The organism is Microcystis sp. M_QC_C_20170808_M3Col (genome assembly GCF_007095505.1).
In the GTDB taxonomy this organism is placed as follows: Bacteria; Cyanobacteriota; Cyanobacteriia; order Cyanobacteriales; family Microcystaceae; genus Microcystis.
This window is the reverse complement of record NZ_SFBY01000373.1, coordinates 24,369-47,393: the sequence shown is the minus strand read 5'-3', so window position 1 is coordinate 47,393 and position 23,025 is coordinate 24,369. Positions and strand designations below refer to the sequence as shown.

Genomic DNA, 23,025 nt, shown 5'->3' with positions numbered 1-23,025 from the left:
TAATAACAGGATTTAGTATGACTACGGCGTTTCTCCTAAAGATGAAGCGTAACCTAGATCAGTGATCAGTGTCAGCTTTTTTCTCCCTTCTCCCCTCTCCCTGCTCCCCAACTCCCACTCTGCAATAACTACTGGCAGCCAGAAATACGTTCGGTTATTATCATACTTTGTGCTTTTTGTCAAAAAAACTTTTTCTTTGCAATAAAACTACACAAAAAAAAGATCATCGTTGCCAGTGAAATTGACTAATTTACCCGTCTTAATTAGGATCACCTTCTAGGTGTGGCAAGGGTTTCAACCATTGCTGCCTAAAAAAGCACAGAATAGTCCACTATGAAATTCTATCAAATCGCTGTAACCATTGTAACATCGTTGTTAAATAAAAATCTTTCTCAATTAATTTTTAAGAATTTATAAATATTGCGGAATGTTAATTTAAATATTCTCAAGTTTTTGGAGTCAATAGATAATTTTTGCTTATCTTTGGCGAACATTGGGTTAGGAGTCAGTATTCTCCGAGTCAGCTTTTTTCTCCCTTCTCCCTTCTCCCTTCTCCCTTCTCCCTTCTCCCTTCTCACCTCTCCCTGCTCCAGAAAAATATTAAGTTTTGTTAAGAAGTTAGTGACAAAAGACCAGCTTTAATCTCTATTATCGTAGTAAGTGGCTTTTGACCCAAATCAAGCCGGTCAAGATAAATAGTAACTTTTGCCCATCATCAAACAACGATTGTCAGTCTAACTAAAACAGTCGCTGTGGCGATGCCCTCGTGATCAATTCCTATGTCAACCCTGGTTATTGTCGAATCCCCCACCAAAGCTCGGACGATCAGTAATTATCTGCCTAGCGGCTATCGAGTCCAAGCCTCCATGGGCCACATCCGCGATCTGCCCGCCTCCGCCGAAGAAATTCCCCCCGCCCACAAAGACAAATCCTGGGCCAATTTAGGCGTGGATGTGGAGAACGATTTCGATCCCCTCTACGTCGTCCCCAAAACTAAAAGTAAAGTCGTCAAAGAATTAAAAGAAGCCCTCAAAGGAGCCAGCGAATTGATCCTCGCCACCGACGAAGATCGGGAAGGCGAAAGCATCAGTTGGCATCTCTTGCAGGTACTCAACCCGAAAGTTCCCACCAAAAGGATGGTATTTCACGAAATCACCAAAGAGGCAATCCAAGCCGCCCTAAAAAATTGTCGCTCCATCGACGAAAATTTAGTTCACGCCCAAGAAACCCGCCGCATACTCGATCGCCTCTACGGTTATACCCTCTCCCCCCTACTCTGGAAAAAAATCTCCAAAGGGTTATCCGCCGGCCGGGTGCAATCGGTAGCCGTGCGTCTGCTAGTGCAACGGGAACGGGAAAGACGAGCCTTTAAAACCGCCAATTATTGGGACCTAAAAGCCACCCTCGAAAAGGACAAAAATCAATTCGACTCGAAATTAGTGACCTTAAACGGTCAAAAAGTGGCAAATGGGAGCGATTTCGATGCCGACACCGGCAGACTGCTACCCGGTCGCCAAGTCACCCTCTTAGATCAAGCCACCGCCACCGCCTTAAAAGAACGCATCCAAGACAAAATCTGGCGAGTTAGCAACACAGAAGAAAAACCCACCCTTCGCAAACCTTCCCCCCCCTTCACCACCTCCACCCTACAGCAGGAAGCTAACCGGAAACTGGGCATATCAGCCCGGGACACCATGCGAATCGCCCAAAATCTCTACGAACAGGGCTACATCACCTATATGCGAACCGATTCGGTGCATCTTTCCGATCAGGCCATCACCGCCGCTCGCAATTGTGTAGAACAAATGTATGGTAAAAATTATCTCAGTCCCCAACCCCGGCAGTACACCACCAAAAGCAAAGGCGCACAGGAGGCCCACGAAGCCATCCGGCCCGCCGGTAGTAGCTTTCGCCTGCCCCGGGAAACCGGACTGAGCGGACTAGAATTCGCCCTCTACGACCTAATCTGGAAACGTACCGTCGCCTCACAGATGGCCGATGCCCGTATTACCCAGATCGCCGTTAATATTCAGGTAGAAAATGCCGGATTTCGCTCCTCCGGTAAAAGAATCGACTTCCCCGGCTTTTTCCGCGCCTATGTGGAAGGTTCCGACGATCCCGAAGCCGCCATCGACGACCAAGAAATAATCTTACCCGCCCTCAGCGTCGGTGATACCCCCAATTGTCGGAAACTAGAGGCGATTAGCCACGATACCCAACCCCCCGCCCGTTATAGCGAAGCCTCACTGGTAAAAACCCTCGAAAGTGAAGGAATCGGGCGACCCAGCACCTACGCCACCATTCTCGGCACAATTATCGATCGCGGTTATGCCCAAATGCGGAATAAAACCTTGATTCCCACCTTCACCGCTTTTGCCGTGGTTAGTTTGCTAGAAAATCATTTCCCCGACCTGGTAGATCCCAAATTTACCTCGAAAATGGAGGAAACCCTCGACGATATCGCCACCGGTTCCGCTCAATGGTTGCCCTATCTCGATCGCTTCTATCGCGGCGAAAAAGGGCTAGAAAGCCAAGTCAAAGAGCGCGAGAGTCAAATTAACTCTAGCACCGCCAAATCGGTGATTTTAGAAGATTTACAGGCAACTATCAAGATCGGCAAATACGGACCCTATCTGGAAGTCTCCCGAGGCGATGAAATCCTCACCGCTTCCATCCCGGCCGATTTAACCCCAGCGGATCTGAACCCGGAACAGGTGGAAACCCTGCTGCGACAGAAAACCGAGGGTCCCGATAAAATCGGTCTTCATCCCGAGACTGGAGAGCCGATTTATCTGCTGGTGGGTAGTTACGGACCCTACGTCCAGTTAGGAGATGTCAGCGATGACAACCCCAAACCGAAACGCGCCTCCCTACCCAAAGGAGTCAAACCAGAGGATGTCACCCTCCCACAAGCGGTGGGTTTATTGGCACTGCCGCGACTACTGGGAACCCATCCCCTCACCGGAGGCAAAATTAAAGCCAGTTTAGGTCGTTTTGGCCCCTATATAGTTCAGGAACAGGGTAAGGAAAAAGAATATCGTTCCCTGAAAGCCGGGGATGATATCTTAACTATAACCCTCGATCGAGCTTTGGCTTTATTAGCTGAACCGAAAAAAACTCGCGGCGCTCGTGGTTCTACCAAACCAGCTTTAAAAGAATTGGGTAAACATCCCGACGATGGGGAATTGGTGGGATTGTACGAAGGTCCCTACGGAGTTTATATCAAGCACGGTAAAACTAACGCCAAGATGCCGGAGGGAGAAACGGCTGAAACCCTGACTCTAGAGCAAGCTTTAGCGGCACTAGCGGCCAAGACAACTACTGCCAAGAAAACCACTACCAAGAAAACTACTTCTAGCACCACTAAAAAAACTACTTCCCCAGGCAGTAAAACCAGCAAAAGTAAGACGGTTTAGCGGTTAGTGGTGGGGCGATTTTCTCCATGGTTAATTCCTCACCTGATGCGAGGACAAATCTGGCTGGCTTTTTTGTCTTTTGCACCACTTTGAGCGGGCTGCTCATATACCCCAAATTCCCTACTGTAAAGCAATCGCCATCGCTTCTTGGGGAATTTGCCGGTAAATTGGTTTTAAAAATTGTTCTATGGCATCCGATTCGGGGGCAGCGAGGGGAAAATTGCCTAAAATGTCGAGAATGGTTTGATTTTCATTCCCCGGCGTGATGACAACGAGGGAGGGGTCTAGTTCTTCATCGTACTGCCAAAAGCGATCGATAGGGCTGTCAGGGGCAGTTTTTTCGACTACTGCGGGGGTTTCACTGACTGCTAAAGGTTGATTATCAGAGGAATAGGAGCGTTTTTCCCGTAAAGCTTCCAGAATTTGGCTTTTGGTTCGGCCGCGCAGTTGCAAAAGCAGGAAGGGATCGACAATAAAACGATCACCCAATTGATAGTATACTGCTCCTATATGTTTGCAGGGGTTGGCTTGATCGGGACAGGTACAACGAGAGCGAATATCAGCTAGGGAAAAGGGAAATAAATTCACCCCACTATCGATAAAAACACGCTCGATATTATCGGGCATTTGTCCCGTGAGCAATTGAGCGGAATAAATGGCCTTTTTGGAGAGAAGCTTAATAATATAGTCCCATTCTTCATCACTAAAAGCGACTAGGGATAAATCCACTAGATAAGGTTCGGATTCACTGCCTTGTACTCTAGCAATAACTTGCGAGTCTTCAAAGTCAATACTTAAAACATTGCCCTCTCTGGCGTAAAGTCTAGCTCGTTCCAAGCGTTTTTTAAAGCGATAGGAATCGAGTAGTTCTAGCCATTTTTGTACCCACCAAGCTTGTTCTGTCATTTTTTATTTACCCTACAGCTTATCAGCTTCGTTACCAACAAAAACGCCAATTCAAAAAGGAAACACATCAGCCTTAAGAGTTGACAGAGAAAGGCTCATCAGGTATATTCTGATCTTTAACAACAACAAATCAGACCCAAAAACGAAGCCCTCAACATCTTAACATAGAACAAAGAAACTTGCTCTACCAACTTGGCCAAGAGGTAAATTTATCTCAACAGCAAATAGCCGTCTTGCCCGGATGTGATCAAAGCAAGACCAGAGCGAGAATTAATACTAAATCCTGTTTAGAAAGTATCGGAGAGCAGGCAGCGGGAACGGAGTTGAGAGTTGAGAGTTGAGTGAGAAACTAGGAGTATATTTTTATGAGTGCGACTCCTTATCATTCTTGGGAGAGGGGATTAAACGAGCCGACTAATGGACTAAGCTAAGACGGATTTAAATCCCTTATTCTTAGATTAGCCGAATCTCCCCCCTCGGAAGTCGGAAAGTTGGGGGGAGTCTTGCCTCTTGCATAATTCCCTCATCTCAACAAGCAATTTAAATTACGAAAAGCTTAACAATCGTCCTCGAAAATCTCTTGACTATCCTAGCCCGAATGAGATATGCTCTGATAGCTCAGACAGTGATGCAATTCAGACTTGAATTGGCGTATTATAGATGTCGAATTGGCTACGCCTAAAAGTATTTATTGAAGAAGCTTTCACAAGATGTACACAGAACCGAGGATTTCAGGCATGGGGACAGAACACAAAAATCCAAAATTAAATTGTCAGAAATTAGCAGAAGTATTTTTATCAAATCCCTTAATTGAAGATTGCTATTTTATGATACGGGAGGGTGAAGTAGTCGCCTATATCGTTTCCTCTGGAGCTTGGAATTCTGAACAATTGTCCTCCGATTTAGAGTCTCAGTTACCGGATAATCTTCTACCTAATATCTATGTGCAAATTTCCAGTTTACCCTTAACCGATAGCGGTGATGTCGATGAAGTTGCCTTAAAAAATATCGAAATTATCGACGATAACCAAGTTCAGGAAACAGAAGAAAAACTACGCTCTTTGCCAGATGTCGAGCAAGTTGCCGCCGTCATGACTTCTAAAAAAATCAAAATTTTACCCCTACATCTATCCGAATTATTGCCCTTAAAAATAGAGAAAAAAAATGATAATCAAAAATATGAAACCTCGATTCATTTGGGGATTCACACTTCTAACACTCAAGCTGGAATCAGTCACGGACAGCTTTTAGAAGAATCTGGACTTCAGCCGAAAACCTTGGCAGAAATCCTCCAAAAAGCTGCTGAAAATTATTCAAATAAAGGGATTATTTATATTCAATCTAATGGATCAGAAGTTTTTCAATCCTATCAACAATTATGGGAAGACGCTCAACAAATACAAGCCGGATTACAAAAGCAGGGTTTACAAGCTCAAGATAAAGTGATTCTTCAGCTATCGGAAAACTATGATATTATTTCCGCATTTTGGGGGTGTATTTTAGGGGGATTTATTCCGGTTATTATTTCAGTGCCACCCAGCTATAAAGATTTTAATAATGAAATTCATAAAATATGTCAAGTTTGGCAGTTGTTAGATGACCCTATTATTATCACAAATCAATCCTGTCAGCAAGAGATAAAACATTTAGAGCAATGGTTGCCTAATCAAACCTTAAGCTTGAGTTTTATTGAAGAATTAAAAATTTATTCTCCCCATCAGCCTCCTATTAGTCAACCGGATGATATCGCGTTCTTTAATCTAACATCAGGCAGTACAGGAATACCGAAATGTATTGCATTAACCCATAAAAATGTGATCTCTCGTGCGCGAGGAACAAACATCATTTGTGAACATCAAAACGACGATGTTATTCTTAATTGGCTTCCTTTTGATCATATTGGCAGTATTTCAGACTGGAATATTCGCTGTGTCGAGTTAGGATGCCAAATGGTTTATGTTCAAACTGAATATATATTAGGTCGTCCTTTGAATTGGTTAGATTTAATTGATCAATATCGAATTACCCATAGTTGGGCTCCTAATTTTGCCTATAATTTGATCAATGAAGCTTTAAAAAAAGAACCTGATCAAAATTGGAATTTAGATTGTGTCAAATTCTTTTTGGCAGCGGGTGAAGCTGTTTCTGGTCAAGCAGTTGGAGAATTTATTAACACCCTTCATCTTCAATATAATCTGAAAAAAACGGCGATGCGTCCTGCTTTCGGGATGGCAGAAATGGGGTCAGGAATTACCTATTATCAACCTACAGAACAACAGCCATTACTCTTTCATACGGTTGATAAATCCTCCTTGAATTCTTCCTTAAAACGAGTTCATCCTGAACACCCCAATGGTGCAACTTTTACGGATTTAGGATTACCCATTCCGGGGATATCCATTAGAATTGTTAATACTGATAATTCCCTATTACCAGAAGAAACCATTGGTCATTTACAAGTTAAAGGAGAACCGGTTTCACCGGGGTATTATAAAAACCCAGAAGCGAATCAAGACGCTTTCTTAAAAGATGGCTGGTTTAAGACAGGAGATTTAGCATTTATTAGTAACGGTCATTTAGTTATTACCGGAAGAAGTAAAGAAACCATTATTATTAATGGAGTGAATTATTATAGCCATGAAATTGAAACTGTGGTTGAAACCATTGACGAAGTAGAAGCTTCTTATACTGCTGCTTGTGGGGTTCATGATCCTAGTAATAGTACCGATAAATTAGCGTTATTTTTCAGTGCAGAAACCTTTGACCACCAGCATCTAGCAGAACTTCTGAAAAAGATTAGACGAAAAGTAATTAACACTTTTGGCGTTAATCCTGAATATTTAATCCCCTTAAATAAAACTGAAATTCCTAAAACTTCCATTGGTAAAATTCAGCGAACGCAATTAACAAAACGGTTTGCGAACGGAGAATTTAATTCTATTTTAAAAGAAATAGATCTTTTGTTAGAAAATGCTAATACTCTTCCTGATTGGTTTTATCGGAAAGCTTGGAAACCTCGCTCTCCAGTGAACTTAAAACCCGAACTTTCCAAGTATTGTAGTTTAATTTTTCTGGATTCCTTGGGTTTAGGAGCATCTTTAGCAGAAAAAATTCAAGGGCAAAACTTACCCTGTATCACGGTTTTAGCAGCAGAAGAATTTTCTCAAATTAGTCAAAATTGCTATACCCTCAGACCAGGGACAGCCAACCATTATCAACAGTTAATGGCATCTTTATCCGAGCGAAAAATTATACTTGGCAATATTATTCATCTGGGAACATATCAAGACTATCAAGGAGAAATTTTAACAATTGAACAGTTAGAAAAAGCACAAGAAAAAGGAACATATGATTTATTATTCCTAGTTCAATCTCTGGCTAAAATTCATGATTTGAACTCAAAAATTCAATTGCTATTTGTTTCTAGTTATAGTCAATTTGTCATAGAAACCGATGAAATTGCCTATGAAAAATCTCCAGTTTTAGGACTGATCAAAACCCTAGCTAAAGAACTTCCTTCGTTAAATACTCGTCATGTTGATTTACCCCTAGATAACCCTGAAATTAATGTCAGTTATCTGCTGCAAGAACTATCTGTTTTATCCAAGGAAAGAGAAATTGCCTATCGCAACGGTAAACGTTTAATTGCAGGTTTAGAAAAAGTCAATTTACTGCAACACAACCAACAGGAATTACCCTTTAAATTAGGTGGTATTTATCTGATTACCGGAGGACTAGGAGGGATTGGCAGACAAATTGCTCAGTATTTGCTCAAAAATTATCAAGCTCGTTTACTATTAATTGGAAAAACACCTTTACCAGAAAAACACCTCTGGAGTGAGTACCTCAAAACCGAAGATCAATTATCCTTAAAAATCAAAAATCTCCAAGCTTTAGAAACCCTTGGGGGACAAGTAATTTATCAAGCGGTAGATGTGGCTAATTTCACTGAAGTTAAACAGGCTGTAGAACAGGTGAAAAAACAATGGCAAGGAGAACTAGATGGGGTGATTCATCTGGCTGGAATTTACAAAGATTGTTTACTTCTGGAGGAAACTCAAGAAGGTTTAGCGACAATTATTCGCCCTAAAGTAATAGGAACTTGGGTTTTACATCAACTCCTCAAAGAATCTCAGGGAATTTTTATTAGTTTTTCCTCCTTAGCTAGTTTTTTTGGAGGAGCGGCTTTGGGTTCCTATGCGGCGGCTAATAGTTTCCTCGAATCTCTGAATAGCTATCAAAAATCTAAGAATTTGTTCCCCAGTTATTGTTATAGTTGGACAACTTGGCAAGAAACTGGGATTAGCCAGGGTTATCAGATGCAATATATAACCCGTTCTCAAGGGTATTATGATATGACGGTGCAGCAAGGTTTAGACTCATTTCTAACGAGTTTATATCACAATCAAGGACAATTACTGATCGGTTTAGATGGGAGTAATAGCAAGATTAACCGTTTTACCTCTTTGTCTGAAGGATGCCAAAAGTTAACCGCTTATTACACCCGTAAACCTACAGTTCAATCGGTCAATCTACCTAATTATGTGAGTCTAAAAGATAGATTTGGAACGTCCTATCAATGTCCCCTGGTTCAGCGACAATCTCTCCCTATCAAGGACAATGGAGACATTGATAAGCGACAATTAATCAAGGAACTCCAAGGCAAAGAAAATCGCGAATTGATAGCACCCAGAACGGAAACGGAACGTCAAGTTGCTAACATTTGGCAAAAGGTGTTAAATCTATCTCAAATTGGAATTCATGATAATTTCTTTGAACTAGGAGGACATTCTTTGCTGGCGAGTCAAGTAATCTCTCGTTTACGGGATGTTTTCTCGGTAGAATTGTCGTTGCACAGGTTGTTAGAATACCCAACCGTTGCCAGTTTAGCTCAAACGATTGAGGTGCTTAATGTAGCCCAAAATACCAAAAGTGCATCCAAAAGTGGTACAGTCATGACAACAGCCTCAGAAAATTATGAAGAAGGAGAATTATGAAAATAGCTTAACTAAAATTTAAGCTTTTCAGAACCCTTTTGGGAAAAAATGTAAAAAATTGTATCCATCACTAAAATTTATCATCCAGAATATGATATAAATAGCTTCGGTTTAAAATAGTCTTTTTATGGAGTATGTAAGCGGTTGCTCCCATGGCAACTGATTTTAACAATAACCACCGACTCCCCGCCATTGATAATTTTTGTTTGGTCTATAGTGTTTATTCTTTGAGGATACTTAAATTTATGAGAACCGTTGATTATATCTCTAACAGTAGCTAAAGCTAGAGCTACTGAACTCAGCCAAACATCACCCCCATTCCAGAAATACCAGAACATTAATTAGGAAAAGGATACTATTAATGAAAGTCGCAGAATTTTTATCTTACTTAAATAGTTTAGAAATCAAGCTTTGGCTGGAGGAAGAAAAGTTAAAATATCAAGCTCCCCAGGGAGCGATGACACCGGAAATCAAGCAAGAAATCGGCACAAGAAAACCAGAAATTCTTGCCTTTTTAAGAAGTGCAATAACCCCGTCTAAGACGTTTGAATCTGTTATATCTCCCGTTGCCAGAACTGAAGATTTACCCCTATCTTTTGCTCAACAGAGAATGTGGTTTCTCTATCAGATGGATCAGCAAAATTCTGCTTATAATGAAGCTCTAACCATCCGTTTAACGGGACGCTTAAACATTGATATTTTAGAGCAAACGATTAATGCTATTATTCAACGCCATGAGAGCTTACGGACAACCTTTCCAATGGTTGAAGGAAAACCCATTCAAAAAATTGCTCCATTTCTGAAGATTAAATTATTAGTTGTTAATTTAAAAGATATCCCCCAAGAGCAAATTGACAAACGGATTATTGAAGAACTACAAAAACCCTTTGATTTAACTCAAGCTCCCTTATTACGATGTACTCTTTTTGATTTGGGATATGAAAATTATATTTTAGTCAACGTTTTCCATCATATTATTATCGATGGTTGGTCAAAAGGCATTTTATTTAAAGAATTATCTGAATTTTATCAAGCATTTTTATCCAATTCAACCGTAGATTTACCCGAATTAGCCATACAATATGCAGATTTTGCGGTATGGCAAAGACAATGGTTGCAAGGTGAAATCTTAGAAAACCAATTAAATTATTGGAAAAAACAATTAACGGCTGCTCCTCCTTTATTAGAACTTCCCACCGATAAACCCCGTCCAGCTAAACCCAATTTTCGAGGTCATAGTATCTCGTTTCAAATTAACTCAGAACTCACCGAAAAACTAAAATTTCTGAGTCAAAAGTCAGGGGCGACTTTATTTATGACCTTACTGGCTGCTTTAAACACTTTACTGTTTCGTTATAGTGGTCAGGATGATATTTTAATCGGAACACCCACGGCCAACCGAAATCGACAAGAAATTGAACCTTTGATTGGTTTTTTCGTCAATACTTTAGTGTTGCGTAATTCCCTAGAAGGAAATCCAGCTTTTTCAGGATTATTACAGCAAGCTCGCAATGTTGTTTTAGAAGCTTATGCTAATCAAGATGTACCCTTTGAGCAGGTGGTTGATGCGTTAGAAATCGAACGAAGTTTAAGTTATAATCCCTTATTTCAGGTCATGTTTGCGTTGCAAAATGCCCCCCTCAATGCTTTAGAATTACCCCATTTAAAAGCTCAATATCTAGCCGTTGAAAACCAGAGAATTAAATTTGATCTCAGCTTAATTTTAGAGGAAATAGAGACGGAACAAGGCTCTTATTTAGAAGGTTTTTGGGAATATGATAGCGACCTATTTACTGTCGAAAGAATTACTCGCATGGTGGGTCATTTCCAAACCTTATTAAAGGGAATTGTAGCCAATCCTCAACAAACCGTCAGGGAATTACCTTTACTGACTGAATCGGAAAAACAGCAATTATTAGAAGACTGGAATCAAACTCAACAAGACTATCCTCAAAATCTATGTATTCATCAACTATTTGAAGCGTGGGTAGAACAAACACCAGATGCCATAGCACTAATTTTTAAAGGTGAACAGCTAACCTACCGAGAACTAAACAGCAAGGCGAACCAATTAGCAAACTATTTACAAACCTTGGGGGTAAAACCAGAAACACTGGTGGGCATCTGTATCGAACCTTCCCTTGAAATGATAGTAGGGATTTTAGGTATCCTGAAAGCAGCTGGCGCTTATGTTCCCATAGACCCTACTTATCCATCTGAGCGGATCGCTTATATGCTCGATGATTCGCAACTAGCAGTTCTATTGACTCAGGAAAAACTGGTCACCTCGTTACCACAGCATCAAGCACAAGTAATTTGCTTAGATTCCGATTGGAAAGAAATCTCTACCGAAAGTAAAAGTTCCCCTATCACTAGCCTAACACCAGAGAACTTAGCTTATGTCATTTACACTTCTGGCTCAACCGGAAAGCCGAAAGGAGTTCTCGTTGCTCATCGAGGATTGTGTAATCTATCCCAAGCACAAATCAAGCTATTTGACGTGCAGCCGGATAGTTGTGTCCTTCAGTTTGCATCCATTAGCTTTGATGCTTCTATTTGGGAAATTGTCATGGCTCTTTGTGCGGGGGCAAGGCTTTATCTGGGAACGCGGGAAGAACTACAACCGGGACAACCTTTACTGCAACTATTACAAGAGCAGGAGATTACCCATTTGACTCTTGTGCCATCAGCACTCACCGCTCTGTCCAGTGAGAACTTGCCAGCATTGCAGAATATCATTGTTGCAGGAGAACCCTGCCCTCCTTCTTTGGTTATTCAATGGGCTAGTGGACGGCGTTTTTTTAATGCTTACGGGCCAACGGAATCCACTGTCTGTGCTACAGTTGCACAGTGCTTTGAAGACATGGATGTGCTGCCCATTGGTCGTCCGATCGCAAACACCAAAATCTATATTCTTGATCGCTATCTCCAACCCGTTCCTATTGGTGTTCCTGGGGAATTACATCTTGCCAGCGTTGGATTAGCTAAAGGATATCTCAACCGTCCAGAGTTAACCGATTCTAAATTTATTACTAATCCTTTTAGTGAAAAAAGCAGTGATCGTCTTTATAAAACCGGTGATTTAGTTCGTTATGGAAACGATGGACAAATTGAATTTGTGGGTCGCATTGATGGTCAAGTTAAGATTAGAGGTTTTAGAATTGAATTAGGGGAAATTGAAAGCGTTCTCAATCAATACCCCCAAGTTAAAGATGCTATTGTAATTGTCAGAGAAGATGAGTTAAAAACCAAGCGTTTATATGGTTATTTTATTCCTAAAACGGAAGCCTTAACGTCCCAAGAATTACGACAATTTATACAAGATAGACTGCCAGATTATATGATACCAGCTTTCTTAATTTCCTTGGAATCTTTTCCCTTAACTCCTAATGGAAAAGTAGATCGCCGCGCTTTACCTCTACCCAAAATTAACCCAAATGAATTAGAAAATTATGCAACTCCGAGTACAAAAAATGAACAAATTCTCGCTCAAATTTGGCAAGAGGTTTTAGGACTTAAAACTATTAGTATTAACGATAACTTTTTTGAATTGGGAGGAGATTCTATCTTAGCCATTCAAATCATTGCTAAAGCGAATCAAGAGGGATTAGAAATTACTCCTAAACAGCTATTTATCCATCAAACTATTGCCCAATTAGCCCCTGTAGTCGAGGAAGTCCCTATCCCTGAAATTATTCAGGAATTAGTCACCGGTAAAGTTCCCTTAACCTCAATTCAACACTGGTTTTTTGAGCAAAATTTATCCGAACTGCATCACTTTAATCAATCGGTATTTTTAGAAGTTTCTGCTCATGTCAAACCTGACTTATTAAAACAAGCGATCGCTAAGTTACTGTATCATCATGATGCCTTGCGTTTACGCTTTATTAAAGAACAGGGAGAATGGCAACAATACAACAGTGATGACGAGGATACTTTCGGCTTTGAAGTTGTCGATTTATCTGCACTGTATTATGGGGAACAAATCACCCAAATGGCAGAAATTTCTGAGCTTAAACAACGGTCATTAAACCTAGAACAGGGTCCCTTGGTTTCAGCAGTTTTCTTTCAATTAGGGAACTCAGCAAGGCTATTAATTATTATTCATCATCTAGTTATCGATGGAGTATCTTGGCGTATTCTTCTGGAAGATTTAGGCACAAGTTACCACCAATTAGAAGCTGGCAAATCTGGACAATTACCTGCAAAAACTAGTTCCTTTAAAAATTGGGCTGAGGCAATACAAATTTACGCTCAAAAACCAGAACATAAATCTCAATTAGATTACTGGTTAGCGGCTAACTTTAACTCTGTTCCCTGTCTTCCCCTTGACTATCAAGCTGATGCAACCGCTAACACCGTTGCTAACGCTAACATCCTATCTTTTAGTCTTACTGAAGAACAAACCCGCTTACTTTTACAGGGGGTGCCCCAAGCTTATAACACTCAAATTAATGATATATTACTAACCGCATTAGTTCAAACTTTTGCCAGGTGGACAGGGAGTGATAGGCTTTTGCTTGACATGGAAGGTCATGGAAGAGAGAATGTAATTGAGTCCGTGAATTTATCTCGAACTGTAGGTTGGTTTACCAGTATTTATCCCGTCTTTTTGACCTTAGAAAATCTTGATCATCCGGGGGAATGTCTCAAGTCCATTAAAGAGCAATTGCGACAAATTCCGAATCGGGGATTTGATTATGGAATTGGATATTATCTCAACTCGGATTTAACGATTCAATCCCAGTTAAAAAATTATCCAAAAGCTCAAGTTAGCTTTAATTATTTAGGGCAATTTACTGACTCTCAGATAAGCTCTCTAGGCGGAAAATTTGCTAAGGAATCGAGTGGTTCTATTCATAGTCCTTTAGGGCAACGTTCCCATTTAATTGATATTAATGGAATTGTTGTCGGGGGCAAACTAGAAATAGAATGGCAATATAGCGAAAAATTTCATCAAAAAACAACGATAGAAAATTTAGCTAATGCTTATCAAGAATCTTTAGAAAGCCTGATTAACCATTGTTTATCAGCAGAAGGAGGCTATACTCCATCAGATTTTCCCGATGCGGATCTTAATCAAGCAGAACTAGATGAACTGCTCTTGGAACTCGATTTTTAACCTCAACTTAATGTTTAACCCTCATACTTGATAATAACTATGTCACCGCCTAATCTTCCCAGTGAAATTGAAAATCGTAAAAGCGAACATCTACGAGTTTGTATCGAAGAAGATGTGGAATTTCAACAACTTACAAGCGGTTTAGAAAAATATCGTTTTACCCATTGTTGTCTTCCTGAACTTGACCGCAGCGATATTGAATTGGGGACAACCTTTTTGGGGAAATCTCTAAAAGCTCCAATTCTAATCTCTTCCATGACTGGAGGAACAGAATTAGCCCATTTAGTCAATACTCGATTGGCAATGGTCGCTCAACGCTATGGTTTAGCGATGGGAGTGGGTTCTCAACGCATTGCACTCGAACAACCAGAATTAGCGCCGACCTTTGCAGTCCGTTCTCTGGCGCCGGATATTCTCCTGTTAGCGAATTTAGGGGCTGTACAGTTAAATTACGGCTGCGGTTTAGAGGAATGCCTCAAATTGGTAGATTTATTAGAAGCGGATGCCTTAATTCTCCATCTCAATCCTTTACAAGAATGGGTACAATCGAAAGGGGACAAGAATTTTAAAGGATTAATCGATAAAATTGCGTTAATATGCTCAAAATTACCCGTTCCTGTCATCGCTAAAGAGGTCGGCAATGGCATCTCATCGATGATGGCACAGCGATTAATTGAGGCCGGAGTCGCTGCCATTGACGTAGCCGGAGCCGGGGGGACTTCTTGGGCAAAAGTGGAAAGTCAAAGGGCAAAAGACCCTAAACAGCGTCATCTCGGACAAGTTTTTGCCGATTGGGGTTTACCTACGGCTGAATGTATTACCGCCATTCGTACTCTGAATTCAACCATTCCCTTAATTGCTTCTGGTGGCTTAAAAAATGGCTTAGATCTTGCCAAATCCATCGCTTTAGGAGCCGATTTAGGAGGGTTGGCTCGACCGTTTCTCGTAGCAGCGATTGAATCAGAAGCCGCCGTTGATGAGTTAGTGAAATTTTTAATTGCTGAAATTGAAATTGTTTTGTTTTGCACCGGAAATCCTAATTTATCCGCCCTTAAAAATTCAGGAGCCTTAAAACCATGTTAAAGTTTTCAATGGAATTGTGTTATCCCCAGCCTGATGTCAAAACTTTAAGCGTTGGCACTTTGGGTCCAAAAGAAACCAGCAGCGAACAAACCTTAAATTATCTAATTTCTCAATGGAAATTACAACAGATTTCGGTTAATAGTCATTTATTTGATAGCTTTACAGAGTTAAAGGAATCTTTACTCCAATATCAGATAGATTTGGCGTTAGTACCCCATGCCTATGAAAGAATTAATGATTTCTATATGGAACCAAGTTTTAAACTAGGTTTTATCTTCACCTATCCCACACCCGTTTACGGATTAGCCAAGCGAAAAAATGAAGAAATCATTTTAGAAAATTGCACCCTAGTCACTCATCCCGCTCCTCTTCCTTTACTTCCTTATTTATTACCGTGTGACCTAAATCAAAACAAGATTAAAATCACATTGGTGAATTCTACCAGTGTTGCCGCTATTCACGTTAAACAGGGGTTGGCAGATTTAGCGATTACCAATGAAAATGCCCTCCGAGAACATGATTTAGAATTTGTTTCACAATATGGTAAAATTGAGATGAGTTGGTCTTTATTCTACAAAAAGGAAAACACCATGATTCAAGGTATTTATTTACCTGTGCATACCTAAAAAAGCTACCTATCCGCTCAGAATAGTTGCCTTCATCACATAAAAATAATTGAGAGGTTAAATCTCAATTTCATTTTGAACCTGTACCCTAAAATCATGTCTGAATTTTTCCCAATTCCCAAGTATATTAAACTCAATCCTCATGTAGAATTAGAGGTTTTTCAATGCCAAGATACCATTTTTCAGTTATACGTTATAGCTCCCAATGCTAAACTTGAATCCCACCACCATCCTGAAAGTCAAATTGGCATGGTATTCTCAGGAGAACTGGAACTGTATATTGAAGATGTGATTAAACCCTTAAGACCTTTGCAAGATGTTTATATAGCTGATGGCAATATTCCTCATGGTGCTTTTAATCCTTTATCAGAACCGATGATTGGATTTGATCTTAAACGGATTACCTCTGCTTTACCTTCCCAAGACGTTGTATTAACCCTATCAAACAACCAAGATCAAATCACTCATTTACCTTGTCAATCTGTTAAGGGTTCTTGGTTTGAAATTGTCATGACGACAATTCCTTCTGGTTACTCCATTCCCCCACATCAAGGTGAGCAAGAAGAAATCGGATTTATTTTGAATGGAAAATTAGAAATCTCCATAGAAAATGAAGAACAGTGTTTAGAATATGGTCAAATTTATTATGCTCCTTCAAGGGTTTTGAAAAAGGGATATAATTCATCGAATCAAGATATTAATTTGATTAAAATTTTAATTTAGTTCGGTTTAAAATTTTAAGTTTAACCTCAAAATGCTAGGGCAAAGTTTATGGATTTAGGATTAAAAGATAAAGTGGCTTTGATTACGGGAAGTAGTGCGGGAATTGGGTTGACCATTGCTGAAAAATTAGCAGAAGAAGGCTGTCACTTAATTATTTGCGGTCGCAATTCCCAACGCTTAGAACAAGCTTATCAATCTCTGGCTCAAGCTTATCCTGCCCAAGAAATTCTGCGTTTAGTGGCGGATGTTCATCAAGCTCAAGATTCTGAACAATTAATACAGGACTCTTTAAATCAATATGGCAAAATTGACATTTTAGTTAATAATTCTGAAGGAGCTAACTTTGCTGACAATTTAATTGAAAACCTTTCCGATGACGATTGGTCAAATGTTTTTCAGGGAAAATTAATGGGTTATATTCGCTTAACCAATTTAGTGTTACCGATTATGAAAAAACAACATTGGGGAAGAATCGTTAATATCATTGGGACATCGGGAAAAGAGCCATCCCCTCGTTTAGTTAAATCGGGTGTTGTCAATGCAGCTTTAATGAATTTTACCAAATCGGTAGCTAGACAAACTGCCCCCTATAATGTTTTAATTAATAGTATTAACCCCGGCGTTATTGACACCCCTAGACATCGAGACTATTTAGAAATGTATGCCGCCAAAGAAGGAACAACCCCAGAGTTAATTCGAGAAGGAATTCTAAAAACAATTCCCATGGATCGGATTGGTACGACTGAAGAATTTGCTAATCTCGTTGTATTTTTAGCTTCAGAATGCGCGAGTTATATCACGGGAATTACTATTCCGGTAGATGGAGGATCATCAGCTTCAGCCTTTTAATTTTATCTATCCAGAAAACATCAACAGCAAAAACTGTTATGAATAGCGAATCTAAACCTCAAATAGAAGAAATTAACAAGTTTAAACACAAATGGTCTAGGCTACGTTAAAGGTGATTAGTCCTCAATTCTTTGGATTTCTTGAAAAAATCTTGAGTCCAGAAACTCACTCTTGTTTTTATTGAACTTATTTATTAGGAAAAAAACAATGTTAACACCTCAAAAATCTAAGGTTAGTAAAAAAGATATTGAATCCATTTATCCCCTTTCTCCCATGCAGCAGGGGATGTTGTTTCATTCTTTATATAATCCAGAATCAAAGACGTATTTATCACAAATTCAAATCACCTTAAAAGGCAATTTAGATATTAATGCGTTCCAACAAGCTTGGCAAAAAGTAGTAGATAGACATAGTATTTTACGGACTTGTTTTGCTTGGAAAAAAACCAAACAGCCTCTGCAAGTGGTTAGAAAAAATGTCAGCTTGCCTTGGTTTAATCAAGATTGGCGATCCCATTCTCCCGCCGAACAAGAAACTAAATTTCAAAAATTATTAACCTCTGATAAAGAGCAATATTTTGAATTAGATAAAGTCCCCTTACTTCGATGTCATTTAATTCAACTTGAAGATCAAAAATATGAATTTATCCATACTGGACATCATATTTTATTAGATGGTTGGGCAACAGCAATTCTGTTGAAAGAAGTTTTCGAGTTTTACGCTGGATTTATCAACCATCGACCCGTTAATTTACCCACACCTCGCCCTTATCAAGATTATATCAATTGGGTACAACAGCAAGATCAAACCCAAGCCGAACTCTTTTGGCGACAAAATCTTCAAGGCTTTACCTCTCCAACTCCATTAGTCGTTGATAAACCGTTAAATCCTCTTGTTACTCAAAGTAAAAATTATCTTCATCAAAAATCAAAACTTTCTCCAGAAATTACCAGTCGTCTGAAATTACTCGCCCAAGAATATCGCCTTACTCTTTCTACCTTCATTCAAGGAGCTTGGGCTTTATTATTACATCATTATAGTAGTGAATCTGATATTGTATTTGGCGCAACCGTTTCGGGACGACCGCCCAATTTTACAGGGATTGAATCGATGGTTGGTATGTTTTTAAATACCTTACCCATTCGCATCCAAATTGAGCCTCAACTTGAATTATTAACTTGGTTTCAACAATTACAACAAGAGCATTTAGAACGAGAGCAATATAGTTATAGTTCTCTAATTGACATTCAAAAATGGAGTGAAATTCCTGCTCCTCATTCAGTTTTTGAAAGTTTTGTTGTCTTTGAAAATTTACCCTTTAGCGAAAATGATAGTGAGAATTTAGGCGGTTTACAAGTCGGGGAAATGCAAGATTATGGCAATGCTGATTATCCCTTAACCGTTATTGTCACCCCTGGGGAAGCCTTAAGTATTAAAATTATTTATCCTCAAGAACGATTTGAAAATGACACCATTGAACGGATGTTAGGTCATTTTAAAACCTTATTAGCAGGAATCGCCATTAATCCCCATCGTCGGATTCAAGACTTACCTCTGTTAACGGAAGCAGAACGTCAATTATTATTAATTGAATGGAATCAAACGATACCAGAAAATCCCATAAAACAGTGCGTTCATGAATTATTTGAACAACAAGCCATCAAAACTCCTTCAGCCATTGCTGTTGTTTTTCAAGAGCAACAATTAACCTATCAAGAACTGAATGAGTCTGCCAATCAACTGGCTCATTATTTACAAAAAATCGGTGTGAGTTCTCAATCTTTGGTGGGGATTTGTTTAGAACGGTCTGTCAATATGGTGATTGCCGTTTTAGCAGTGTTAAAAGTAGGCGGTGTCTGTGTTCCCCTAGACCCAACCTATCCTCAAGAAAGACTTTCTTACATCCTGCAAGACACCCAACTTCAAACCTTATTAACCCAAAAAAATTGTCAATACCTTTTAAACAGTGAAACCATTTCTCAACGGATTTTATTGGATGAACAAGGGTCAGAAATTGCCTTAGAACCCAAGACCAATCTTGACAACCCCGTGAGTTTAAAGGATTTGGCTTATATTATTTATAGTTCAGGCTCTACGGGTGTACCCAAAGGTATTATGATCCTGCATCAATCCTTAACTAATATTATTGAGGATCATCGGGTAAAAATGTCACCAGAGAGGAATTTTTTACAATTTGCTCCCTTTAATTTCGATGTCAGCTATCACGAAATCTTTGCTGCGTTGTGTTTAGGGGGGAGCTTATTTATTGTCCCAGAAGATTCGCGTTTAGACCTTGCTAAATTAAGTCAATTGTTCGCTAACAATCCAATTCATAAAGCCATTTTGCCCGTCACTTTGTTACAACAATTCATGGAAACCTATAGTGAGGAAACCTACTTATTCGCTAACTTGCGTGAAATTATTTCAGCTGGAGAGCAATTACAAATTACTCCAAGGATGATTTCTGTATTCAAACAACTCGAACATTGTACGCTATACAATTTTTATGGACCCACAGAAGCGGATCTCGTTACCAGTTATACCTTTGACCCTAATCCTGAGCTTTGGCCGAAGTATATTCCCATTGGTAAACCCGCTATTAATGTGCAAGTTTATATTTTAAATTCCTATCTTCAACCCGTACCCATCGGAGTTACTGGGGAGTTATATGTTGCGGGTGGCGGTTTAGCGCGGGGTTATTTCAATAATCCCCAATTAACCCAAGAAAAATTCATTCCTAATCCCTTTAGCGATAATTCATTGCTGTATAAAACTGGGGATTTAGCGCGTTATTTACCCAATGGAGATATCGAGTATTTAGGAAGAATTGATGATGGGGTGAAAGTTAGAGGTTATAGAATTGAATTAGGGGAAGTAGAAACTATTTTAAATCAACATCCTCAAATTGCTCAAGCTGTTGCTACAGTTCAGGGAGAAACTGCCAGAGAAAAATATTTAGCCGCTTATTTTATTCCCCGTCTAGGTGAAACCATAAACCCAGTTGAATTACGTCATTTCCTCGAAAACTGGCTACCCGATTATATGATTCCCTCTGCTTTTATGGCGATGGAATCTTTTCAACTCAGTCCTAATGGTAAGGTTGATCGAAAAGTATTACCAATACCCGATAAAAACTCCTTATCATTAACTCAAAATTATGTCGCTCCTCGAACTGCAATTGAAGAAGTTTTAGCGGAAATTTGGGCAGAAATTTTAGAAGTCGAACGAGTTGGGATTGAAGACGATTTCTTTGTGTTAGGTGGACATTCTTTAAAAGCGATTCAACTGATTAGTAAAATCCGTCAAACCTTAGAAATTGAAGTTTCTGTGCGCCAACTTTTTAATCACTCAACTATCAGCCAATTAATTCAAGTCATGATTGAATTAGTCGGGAATGAAGAGTTGCTGAATGAAATTGCTGTAACCGTTCAAGAAATTTCCCAACTTTCACCAGAAGAAGTTCAAGCTTTATTATCTCAAAACAAAAAAAAATAAGTCAACCACTCCTGAATTATTAATTACAAATGAAAAACAACTCTCAAGATCAACAAAAATTACTCAAGCTCCTGCTTCAAAAAAAAGGTATTAGTTTTAAAAAAGTAAATACTATACCTAAACGCCAATCATCCAACTCTGAATTAATTCCTATCTCTTTAACTCAGTTAGAACTTTGGTTTTTTGCTCAATTTTATCCAGAAAATTGTATTTATAACTTGCCTTGTATTTATCGCATTGAAGGCTTGCTTAATGTTCCTGCACTAGAGGAAAGCTTAAGAGAAATTGTCAAACGTCATGAAAGTTTGCGGACAACTTTTACTTGGATAGATGGGAAAGTGTTCCAAAAAATTACAGATGATCCAGTTTTTGATTTTTCAATTCTTGACCTACAAAGACTTAGTGAACTGGAGCAAAAAAAAGAAACCCAAAGATTGTTATCAGCAGAAATTAACCGATCTTTTGACTTAGAAAAAGGTTCATTATTTCGCAGTAAAGTTATAAAATTTGCTGAAGATAACTATCTGTTAATCATGATAATCCATCATATTATTGCTGATGGTTGGTCTTTGAATATTTTGACTAAAGAGCTAGGCATTCTTTATGAAACTTTTTGTCTGAATAAACCTTCACCTTTGCCTGAATTACCGATTCAATATGGTGACTTTTCTCTGTGGCAATGGCAATCAATAAAAGATAATTCATGGCAATCTCATCTGAATTTTTGGAAGAAACATATAGGGATTAACCCGCCCATTTTAAAACTCCCTACTGATTACCCACGCACAACGGCTCAACCTGTTGAAGCAGCTATTCATCATTTCCTCATTTCCCAAAACTTAACAGACGCATTAAAGTCATTAAGTCATCAAGAAAAAGCGACTTTGTATATGACTTTATTAGCCGCCTTAAAAATATTACTCTTTTACTATACACAACAGACAGAAATTATTATTGGTGGAGTTGCGGCTAATCGTAACCAACCCGAAACACAAGATTTAATCGGACTTATGGTTCAGTTTCTCCCCTTATATACTCATGTAGAAGATCAAGCCAATTTTCGAGACTTGCTGCATCAAGTAAAAGAAATGAGTTTAGAATTTGATGCTTATCAAGAAATTCCTTTTATCACGTTAGTGGAAAAATTAAAACCGATTAGAGATCCTCAATATGCTTTGTTTCATCAAGTTATTTTCCTTTTCCAGAATGCTCCTAAACAAGATTTAAAATTGATCAATCTGACAGTCACGGACGAGTTATCAAAAATGGATATAGATGCCCATAGTGCTGAAAATGATTTAACTATATCCCTTGAAGAAACTGAGCAAGGTATAAAAGGTGCTTTCGTATATAAAGCTGATTTATTCACGACTGAAACTATTACTCAAATGGAACAATATTTTCAGCAGTTATTGAAGAATATTGTCACTGATCCTGATAAAACCATTTCTGATCTATGTCCTTTATCTGAATCCGTCTCCTTCTCCGGCAATACTTCTCCCTTGTCTTTATCAATCAATGAAATTAAATCTAATGACTTACCCCATAATCTAACTAGAGAAACCGTGATCAATATCTGGCAAGAAGTTTTAGAATTAGAAGAAATTAGTGTTAATGATAACTTTTTTGACCTTGGGGGGGATTCTCAAAAAGTTATTCAGGTAATTGATAAAATCGGTAAGATTATTAAAATTAATTGTACTTTGCGTGATTTTTTTGAAAATCCCACTGTAGCCCGTCTAATCACAACCTTTAAAAATAAATGAATTTAAGCGTATTTCCCTAGCTTTAAAAATGGTATGATTACA

10 protein-coding genes and 1 pseudogene are annotated in these 23,025 nt (G+C 39.1%); 10 read left to right on the top strand and 1 reads right to left on the bottom strand.

Annotated features, from left to right (window positions below):
* Positions 1 to 779: 779 nt before the first annotated feature.
* A complete protein-coding gene (topA, locus tag EWV84_RS17255; RefSeq protein WP_287078997.1) occupies positions 780 to 3,416 on the top strand; it encodes a type I DNA topoisomerase in 2,637 nt (878 codons plus the stop codon).
* Between the two features lie 120 nt (positions 3,417 to 3,536).
* On the opposite strand, the gene EWV84_RS17250 is transcribed toward topA, so the two are convergent.
* Positions 3,537 to 4,322, bottom strand: a complete 786-nt coding sequence (locus EWV84_RS17250) for an SWIM zinc finger family protein (protein ID WP_286826820.1) — start codon at positions 4,320 to 4,322, stop codon at positions 3,537 to 3,539.
* A 334-nt stretch (positions 4,323 to 4,656) separates the two neighbouring features.
* Between EWV84_RS17250 and EWV84_RS23155 the strand changes: the two are divergent.
* The 9 genes and pseudogenes from EWV84_RS23155 to EWV84_RS17210 form a co-directional block, all read left to right on the top strand.
* Positions 4,657 to 4,967: pseudogene (locus EWV84_RS23155) on the top strand (hypothetical protein); the annotation flags it as partial.
* Positions 4,968 to 5,059: 92 nt separating this feature from the next.
* Complete coding sequence (locus tag EWV84_RS17245; protein ID WP_287683055.1) at positions 5,060 to 9,319, top strand: non-ribosomal peptide synthetase; 4,260 nt, start codon at positions 5,060 to 5,062, stop codon at positions 9,317 to 9,319.
* Positions 9,320 to 9,680: 361 nt separating this feature from the next.
* Complete coding sequence (locus EWV84_RS17240) at positions 9,681 to 14,441, top strand: non-ribosomal peptide synthetase (protein WP_287078995.1); 4,761 nt, start codon at positions 9,681 to 9,683, stop codon at positions 14,439 to 14,441.
* 39 nt (positions 14,442 to 14,480) lie between these two features.
* The gene (gene fni / locus EWV84_RS17235) at positions 14,481 to 15,524 is read left to right on the top strand and encodes a type 2 isopentenyl-diphosphate Delta-isomerase (protein ID WP_287078994.1); all 1,044 of its coding nucleotides are present in this window, start codon (positions 14,481 to 14,483) and stop codon (positions 15,522 to 15,524) included.
* Positions 15,518 to 16,150, top strand: a complete 633-nt coding sequence (locus tag EWV84_RS17230) for a LysR family transcriptional regulator (RefSeq protein ID WP_287078993.1) — start codon at positions 15,518 to 15,520, stop codon at positions 16,148 to 16,150. Before fni ends, EWV84_RS17230 begins: the two co-directional genes overlap by 7 nt.
* 96 nt (positions 16,151 to 16,246) lie before the next feature.
* Positions 16,247 to 16,873, top strand: coding sequence for a cupin domain-containing protein (locus EWV84_RS17225; RefSeq protein ID WP_287078991.1), 627 nt, complete (start codon positions 16,247 to 16,249; stop codon positions 16,871 to 16,873).
* A 48-nt stretch (positions 16,874 to 16,921) separates the two neighbouring features.
* Entirely contained in the window at positions 16,922 to 17,722 is an 801-nt protein-coding gene (locus EWV84_RS17220; RefSeq protein ID WP_287078989.1) for an SDR family oxidoreductase, read from the top strand.
* Positions 17,723 to 17,929: 207 nt separating this feature from the next.
* Positions 17,930 to 21,217 (top strand): non-ribosomal peptide synthetase, encoded by a 3,288-nt coding sequence (locus tag EWV84_RS17215; protein WP_287078987.1) that lies wholly within the window; start codon positions 17,930 to 17,932, stop codon positions 21,215 to 21,217.
* Between the two features lie 29 nt (positions 21,218 to 21,246).
* On the top strand, positions 21,247 to 22,983 hold the full coding sequence (locus EWV84_RS17210; protein WP_287078986.1) for a condensation domain-containing protein: 1,737 nt from the start codon (positions 21,247 to 21,249) through the stop codon (positions 22,981 to 22,983).
* The last annotated feature ends 42 nt before the right edge of the window (positions 22,984 to 23,025 follow it).